This window comes from Actinomyces polynesiensis (assembly GCF_000820725.1).
Classification (GTDB): Bacteria; Actinomycetota; Actinomycetes; order Actinomycetales; family Actinomycetaceae; genus Pauljensenia; species Pauljensenia polynesiensis.
On sequence record NZ_CCXH01000162.1, the window covers coordinates 1 to 1,584 of the forward strand.

Annotated in this window: 2 protein-coding genes; both read left to right on the forward strand. The window is 73.2% G+C overall.

The features are described 5' to 3' along the window. A partial coding sequence (locus TA90_RS07095) for an ATP-binding protein (protein WP_043535387.1) occupies window positions 1–362 on the forward strand: 362 nt, incomplete at its 5' end. Then, the coding region (locus TA90_RS07100; RefSeq protein WP_147513417.1) for an LpqB family beta-propeller domain-containing protein at window positions 359–1,584 on the forward strand (1,226 nt) is incomplete at its 3' end. The genes TA90_RS07095 and TA90_RS07100, both read left to right, overlap by 4 nt.

Here is a 1,584-nt window from a genome sequence, read left to right on the forward strand (position 1 = left end):
TGGTCAACGCCGTCGAGCACGCGGAGGGCCGCCCCGTGGACGTCTCCATCGCCGCGAGTGCGACCGACGTCGCCGTCCGCGTGCGCGACCACGGCGTGGGCATGAGCCCCCACACCGTGGCCCATGTCTTCGACCGTTTCTTCCGGGCGGACCCCGCCCGGACACGCACGACCGGGGGGACGGGCCTGGGCCTGTCGATCGCCGCGGAGGACGTCGCCCTGCACCACGGGGTCCTCGAGGCGTGGGGGGTGCTCGGGGAGGGCTCCTCGTTCCTGGTGATCCTCCCGCGCACCGCCGGCAGCACCGTCGTCTCACGCCCCCTGGCACTGTGGGAGGACACCGCGGAGGAGGAACTCCCATGACTGTCCCAGGTCCCTGCACTCCCCGTCGTCGTCCCCGCCCTCGTCGCTGCGGTGGGCCGCACCGCTCCGTCGTGGCGGCCTGCGCCGCAGTGGTGACGGCCCTGCTCCTCGGGGCGTGCACCTCCCTGCCCGAGGCGGGGGCGCCCCAACCCTTCGACGTGTCCGTGCCCGTCAACGACCCCGTCGGCCTCGCGGCGAGCGGCCCCAGCAAGGGGGCGGACCCCGAGGACCTCGTCGCGGAATTCCTCCTCGCGGCCGCCGCGGGACCCACCGACGACTTCGCGACCGCCCGCCTGTTCCTCACCGACTCGGAGGGCTCCTCCTGGGACCCGACGGCGCAGGTGCAGGTCTACTCCACGGACTCCACCCCCTCGATTACGGTCGGGGAGGACACGTCGGGGACCGATGTCACCGTGACCGCACCGGCGGTGGCGACGGTGGGCGCCGACGGCGTCATGGACCGTCCGGCCTCCGGGGCCAGCGTCACCGGGCAGTTCCGCCTCACGCAGGTGGACGGGGAGTGGCGCATCTCGGGCCTCGACGACGGGGTGATCGTCTCGGAGTCCTCCTTCACCGCCTCCTACAGGCTCGTCAACCTCTACTTCCCCTCGTCGGACGGTCAGGTGCTGGTGGCGGACCCGAGGTGGTACCCGACCAAGCGCCTGGCCACCCACCTCCTCACCGGATTGGTCGCGGGGCCGGACGAGTCGGTCGCCCCCGCGGTGCTCTCCGCCATGCCCGAGGGTGCCAGCGTCCCCTCCCAGGGGATCGACATCTCCGACCAGGTGGCCCACGTCGACGTGGAGGGTTTCGCCCCCGCGTCCGTGGAACAGCAGCGACTGCTCGCCTGGCAGGTGTCCGCGACACTCACGCAGGCCACCGCCGTCAGCTCCGTGGACCTCGAGGTCTCGGGGACGACCATCCCCATGGCGGACCTGCCCACGGGGCCCGTCTACCGGATGGAGTCCGCCGTCGTGTCCAACGCGGACGGCTTCTCCACCCTGACGGGGACGACCCTCCACCCGCTCCTCACCCGCACGGTCATCGGTCAGGACGCCACCCGTCCGGCGATCTCGCCCGCCGGCGAGTCGGTCGTGGGATGGGTGTCGGGCGCGGAGGTGACGGCACGGCGTGTCGCGGACGGTGCCGAGGCCACGCAGGAGGCCGCCTCCCCGACCTGGCCTTCGGTGGACCGGCTCGGGTGGGTGTGGACCGCACCCTC